Consider the following 5,514-nt stretch of genomic DNA (forward strand, 5'->3'; position numbering starts at 1 on the left):
GCTATGGAACGACGCGGCTGGCCACTGACAACATCAAGGTAGTGCCATGAACGCTTCGAACCCCTCCCGCAAGGCCGTCATCCTCGTGTCGGGTGGCATGGATTCCGCCGTCACGATCGCCATGGCACGCGAGCAGGGCTTCGAGGTGTACGCACTGAGCGTGGCCTATGGCCAGCGCCACAGCTCGGAGCTCGAGGCGTCGGAGCGCGTCGCCACGATGCTTGGCGCAGTCACGCACAAGACCGTGCACGTGGACCTGCGCAGCATTGGCGGCTCGGCGCTCACCGCCGACATCGACGTGCCGGAAGACGGCGGGACGGGCATCCCCGTGACCTACGTACCGGCGCGCAACACCATCATGCTGTCCATTGCGCTGGGTTGGGCCGAAGTGCTGGGATCGAGCGATATTTTTTGCGGCGTCAACGCCGTCGACTATTCCGGCTACCCGGATTGCCGTCCTGCCTTCATCGAATCCTTCCAGTCGTTGGCCAACGTGGCCACCAAGGCTGGCGTCGAAGGCGCCGGCATCCGTATCCATGCGCCGCTGATGGAGATGGGCAAGGGCGATATCGTCCGCGAGGGCATGCGCCTGGGTGTCGATTTCGCCGCCACGGTGAGCTGCTACCAGGCCGATGCCCAGGGCCGCGCCTGCGGTCACTGCGATGCCTGCCGCCTCCGCGCGGAGGGCTTCGCCAAGGCCTGCGTACCGGACCCGACGCACTACGCCTGAGCCGTCACTGGGGGCCGATCGTTCCGTTGGTGTGGTCCTCGCTGGCGAGCAGGAGCACCTTGCCATCGCGCTTGACCAGGGTATCCACACGCGTGCCGTGGACGTTCATCAGGCGCCCGCCAAGCAGTCTGTACTGGTAGGCCACGTGCACGGTGGCGCTGCGATGGTCGGCGGCATAGGTCGTGTCAGTGAGGTCCGTGCTGTAAGAGGGCTCGGCGCTTCGGCCCGAGCGCTTCTCGAAGTTCTCGAGCGTGTCGGAGAACTTCTTCATGTTGTCACAGAATTCGGGCTTTCCGATTGTCCTTTGYGGGACGGCCCTACCATTGATCACTCCTGACGACGAGCCGCGGAAATCGTCGGCCAGAACCGCACAGGATGCGTCCGTATAGTGATGCCCTGTCGTTTCCGCGTCGGTCTGGTAGAACGCTTCGATGCCGCTGGCTGTCAGCTTCTTTGTCTGTAGATAGCCCCATGCGCAAACAGCCAGCAAGGCGGCCCCAAGCAGATAACCTTTCATCCCGATTCCCCTGATTGCCGCGCTCCGCGGCCGGGAGGATTCTAGCTCGATTGCTTCAGCCGGCCGAAACGCGCAGCAACGGCCCGATGTATTGCTGAACGATCCACCAGAATCCGCCCAGTGTGCCGGCCRGGCCGGCCGCCAACACCCCGACGGCGCATCCGAGGACCCACGACTTCGTGGCGGTGTGACTGAGGCGTTCTTCGACGACGGCGAGGCGGCGACGGACGTCTGCCGTACTGTCGTCGACGAAGCTGGTCCGTCCCGTCAGGTCGCGGACGGCGGTCGACACGTGGCTCAGGCGCTCGCTCAGAACGGCAAGCCACTCGCGAAGCGACCCTGCGTTCGAGGCATCCTCTGAGGGGAGGCTCGACGGAGCCCCGAGCCGGAGATCGTCGTCGTGTTTCGTGGTGTAGGGGCGCATGTCGACTCCCGCTTAGTGAATAGGAGTCAACGGTACCGCCCGGCAGGCGGCGAAAACATGAGAATCCTGACCAGTTTTTCGTCAGAGAAGAACGCGTTGCGCGTCAGACGTCGCATATCCCGTTGCGATTACGGGTTGTCAGTCTCTTCCAGCATGGACGCTCGCCCGCACAGAGAAGTGAGAAGAAAGCCTGTGGCTAGCCCTATCGCACCGAAGAAGAAAGAGGCCACGGGCATCGAAAATATGCCTCCAACATAGAACATGTAGAAGCGCTCTGCCTTGCTGACGCTTGTGGCGACTTCGCSGGGCGGTCGGGTTTGCTGAAGTGGTCCTTCGAATGGTTCAGCCTGTTTGAATTTGGTGAGATAAGTCGGTAGGTCAAACGCGTGCACCGATCTGATCTCGTCAGCCGGTAGGAGGATGTCAAATTCCTCGATCGATCGTTGGGCCGGGTCGGCCGAGCCAGTATGAAGCCACGTGTAATCCGTCACGGGTTCAAAGCTTTGCTTATCGTCCCGGTAGCCGGAGAGGAAAGGCTCGATTCGTACCCATTCCCTCTCGCCACGCGTGGTTGAGGTGTCGATCGCGAATCCGACGTACACCTTCGAGGAGGCCATTGTGAGCATCACGGGAAGTTGCTTCGACGTGGTCGCCCAGAGGAATTCCTCAAGTTCGCTAAGGCAGCTCAGTCGCATGAGGAGCGCAGCCCGCAACGTACGGCACGCCACCAGCGGAATATTGAGCATCCACGCCAGCAAGAATGCTGTCGGGACGGAGACCAGTGCTATGGAGCCAAGCGACTGCGCGGCCGGCTCAGCACCGAACGCCTTCAGCAATCTTGCCAGGCAGTCGCGAGCAAATGTCCCGACACGGGGTAGCTGCTCGATCTCATGAAGCGCGAGGCCGCTAAATGCGGCAACGGCAAGCGCGGTGACAACCACAAGGAAATACAGAGCGTGCCCGTCGCTTCGAAATACGTGCGGCCGCCAGATTAGGCTTCGCCGTGCGGCGATGTACCCAGCAGCGAGTACGAGCAACGCGAACGCGGCGTTATTCATCCTTGATCCTCAAACACAAAGAAAGGGCCAGTACCCCTTCCTTATTCCGTTATGCAGGCTTCTTCCTCGAATGAAGCTGGCGCGAAAGCTCAACAAGAGCATCGACCTGTCGTTTGTATCCAGCCGATTGGTGGAGTTTTTCCCTATCGACAGCCATGCCTCCGTCCTTCGCAGTTCTGAAGGTCGCAAAAGGACCAGAGCTATCGCGTTTCGAAATTGGCTTCGTAGACATTGACGTACCTCCGCCTTTCCCTGTCAGGCCAAATATTAGCCCATGTTCCTTCATCGGCGGGACGGGCCAGCTCAGGCTTCTTCTCGTTGGAGCGTCAGGTATATGCCCTACCTGAACGTGACTCACTGGCGCGAATGGTGGGTCGTGCCGGATTCGAACCGGCGACCTACGGATTAAAAGTCCGCTGCTCTACCAACTGAGCTAACGACCCATGCGCGGGAAGCCGGCTAGTTTAGTGGCCGCATGGGGGGCGGCACAACCCGAGCGGCGTGGCGGTTCAGGTCGTGGCGACAATGGCCTCGACGTCACGTCCCGCCTGACGCCAGGCGCCGATGCCCCCGGTAAGCGGGCGGACGTTGGAAAAACCCAGCTTGCTCAGGCGTTCCGCCACCTTGGCCGCCGAGACTTCGTTCGGGCACGAGCAGTAAATCACCACCGAGGTGTGCCTGGGCAGGGTCGCCAGTGCGGCATCCGCCGTGGCCAGGTCGAACAGGCGCGAGCCTGGGATGACGAACGGATCGTCGCGGCGGCTGAGGGTCGAGCGCACATCGACAATCAGTGCGCCGGGCTCGTTGGCGAGCAGGACGGAGAGTTCGTCGACGGAAATTCGGCTTTTGCGCAACTGTGCGATGAGCAGGGCACGACGGCTGTAGCGAAAGCCGACCCATAGCAACAGTCCGATCAGGGCGAGCGCCGCCATACCGAGACCGAATTGCTTTAGGGTGGCCAGCACGGCGTCGATCTGGCGGTAAAACAGCATGCCGATCGATAAGCCGACGGAAATCCACAACGCCGCGCCAAGCAGGTCATAGAGGGTGAAGCGGGAGAATCGGGTATCGCCGGCGCCGGCGATCGGAATGGCGACGAGGGAGAGCCCGGGAATGAACCGCGACACCAGCAGCAGCTTGACCCCGCGCTTCTCGAAAAAACCACTGGCGCGGCGTACGCAGGTGTCGGGGGAAAGCGAAATACGGCACAAGCCATCGAGTACGCGGTAGCCGAACCGACGCCCGGTCAGGAACCACGCTGCGTCGCCGGCGAAGGCGCCTGCAAGGGCACCGAGGAACGTCGCCAGGATAAGGACGGGGTCGCGTGCGGCGACCAGCGTGCTGCCCACCACGATCAGGGTAGGCATCGCCGGCACGGGAAGGCCGATCGCCCCCGCGAACACGCCGATGAACGCCACCACCGGCGCCGTATCAGACCAATTGACGCTCGACACGACAGTGATCCTCGGAAAGGTCTGTGTACTTCCGTAACGATACGCCGGTCGGGTCGCCGCCGACAGATGGCTGTCGATCAAAGGGCCGGATGGCGGCTCAGTGTGGGAGCTGTTCGCGAGGGAACGCCAACAGAAGCGCCCTCGAGCTGTACCCAGAAAAGCGTTCCCCGCCCGGGGCGGGAGCGGACCCCGATGCTGCCTCCGAGGGTATCGACGATGCGCCTGGCCACGGCCAGCGCGATGCCGTAACCGGCGTGGCCGGGAAGTCGGGTGAAGTCTTCGAACACGCGCTCCTGCTGGATGGGTTCCAGGCCCATGCCGTTATCCCGGACCTCCAGTCGCACGGCATCGCCACGGCGTCGCGCGGCAACCAGTACGCGGCCGTTCGGCGTGCTGATGACGGCATTCGCCACCAGGCGATGAAGCAGTTCACCCAGCAGAGCCGGATCGCCGTGGAGGGGCAGGCGGCCCCCACGCCAATGCACGTCGACACCGAGGCGGCTGGCGTCTTCGTCGATGGCTGCCCGCTCTCGCACGAAAAGATCCGATGCAATGAGGTCGATGGCGCGGGGCTCCACGGCGCCCGCATCGAAGCGTGCCATGGCAAGCAAGCCGTCGAGAAGTTCGTTGAGCCGCGTAAGGCTTGTGCGCATCTGGCCGAGCACCGCGCGCTGCCGCAGGTCCTCGCCCGGCTGCATACCAGCGACGAACAGGGAAAGTGCCTGTAGCGGCTGGCGGAAGTGGTCGCCGACCTGCTCGATGAAGCGCGTGTGTCGCGCGATATCCTGCAACCGTTGGCGGAGCGCGTCGGACATGGCCATGTCGTGGCGTCGCCGCAGGTCGACCAATTCGTCGAGCAGTGCGTCGATGGTGGCAAGTTCGCCAACGCCACCTGCCATGGGTTTCGCCTGGCGCGGATGGAGGAAGGCGTCGATACGATCGCGCATGCCTTCGATGGGCTCGATGACATCGCGTTCCAGCGCCCGCCGCGTGAACAGGAACGCCGCAAGCACCCCGCAGCACAGCAACAATGTCATGAAAGCAGCGGCGGCGCGCCGCTCGTGCAGGGAGGTCGCATCGGAAACCGTTTCGAGTTCACCCAGTGGCGTATTGAGGCGGACGCGCAACGCACGTCCGGAAGGTACGTGTCGTCCGCTGTCGATGACCAGGTCCGGCGCGTCGTCACGGCGAAGCGTGAGGCTTTCGGTAGGCGCGCTGCGTGACAGCGCGCGCGTCAGTGCATAGCGAACGGCTTCGTCGTTCGTCGCGGCGTCCATGGATGCGCCCAGCCGGATGGCCTGGATGCGTGCGACCGTTCGCGCTTCGCCGGA

At 63.1% G+C, this 5,514-nt stretch carries 6 protein-coding genes and 1 tRNA gene; 1 reads left to right on the forward strand and 6 read right to left on the reverse strand.

Annotated elements, in window-relative coordinates:
* Positions 1 to 46: 46 nt before the first annotated feature.
* The gene (gene queC / locus AC1DT2_RS14885; protein WP_477297142.1) at positions 47 to 730 is read left to right on the forward strand and encodes a 7-cyano-7-deazaguanine synthase QueC; all 684 of its coding nucleotides are present in this window, start codon (positions 47 to 49) and stop codon (positions 728 to 730) included.
* Between the two features lie 4 nt (positions 731 to 734).
* Here the strand turns inward: queC and AC1DT2_RS14890 are convergent, their stop codons facing one another.
* The 6 genes from AC1DT2_RS14890 to AC1DT2_RS14915 all read right to left on the reverse strand — a co-directional run.
* On the reverse strand, positions 735 to 1,247 hold the full coding sequence (locus AC1DT2_RS14890) for a hypothetical protein (protein WP_063571780.1): 513 nt from the start codon (positions 1,245 to 1,247) through the stop codon (positions 735 to 737).
* A 55-nt stretch (positions 1,248 to 1,302) separates the two neighbouring features.
* Entirely contained in the window at positions 1,303 to 1,671 is a 369-nt protein-coding gene (locus AC1DT2_RS14895) for a hypothetical protein (RefSeq protein WP_477297143.1), read from the reverse strand.
* Between the two features lie 128 nt (positions 1,672 to 1,799).
* Entirely contained in the window at positions 1,800 to 2,729 is a 930-nt protein-coding gene (locus AC1DT2_RS14900) for a hypothetical protein (protein WP_477297145.1), read from the reverse strand.
* 367 nt (positions 2,730 to 3,096) lie between these two features.
* Positions 3,097 to 3,172, reverse strand: a tRNA-Lys gene (locus AC1DT2_RS14905).
* A gap of 66 nt (positions 3,173 to 3,238) precedes the next feature.
* Complete coding sequence (locus tag AC1DT2_RS14910) at positions 3,239 to 4,183, reverse strand: VTT domain-containing protein (protein ID WP_477297146.1); 945 nt, start codon at positions 4,181 to 4,183, stop codon at positions 3,239 to 3,241.
* 77 nt (positions 4,184 to 4,260) lie between these two features.
* Positions 4,261 to 5,514: sensor histidine kinase (locus AC1DT2_RS14915; RefSeq protein WP_477297148.1), on the reverse strand; the 1,254-nt coding region annotated here is incomplete at its 5' end.

It is taken from the genome of Luteibacter sp. P4_E6 (assembly GCF_056401535.1).

Excerpts from the sequence above, each read along its gene's own strand:
- queC (WP_477297142.1), top strand. The coding sequence starts at position 47 with ATGAACGCTTCGAACCCCTCCCGCAAGGCCGTCATCCTCGTGTCGGGT.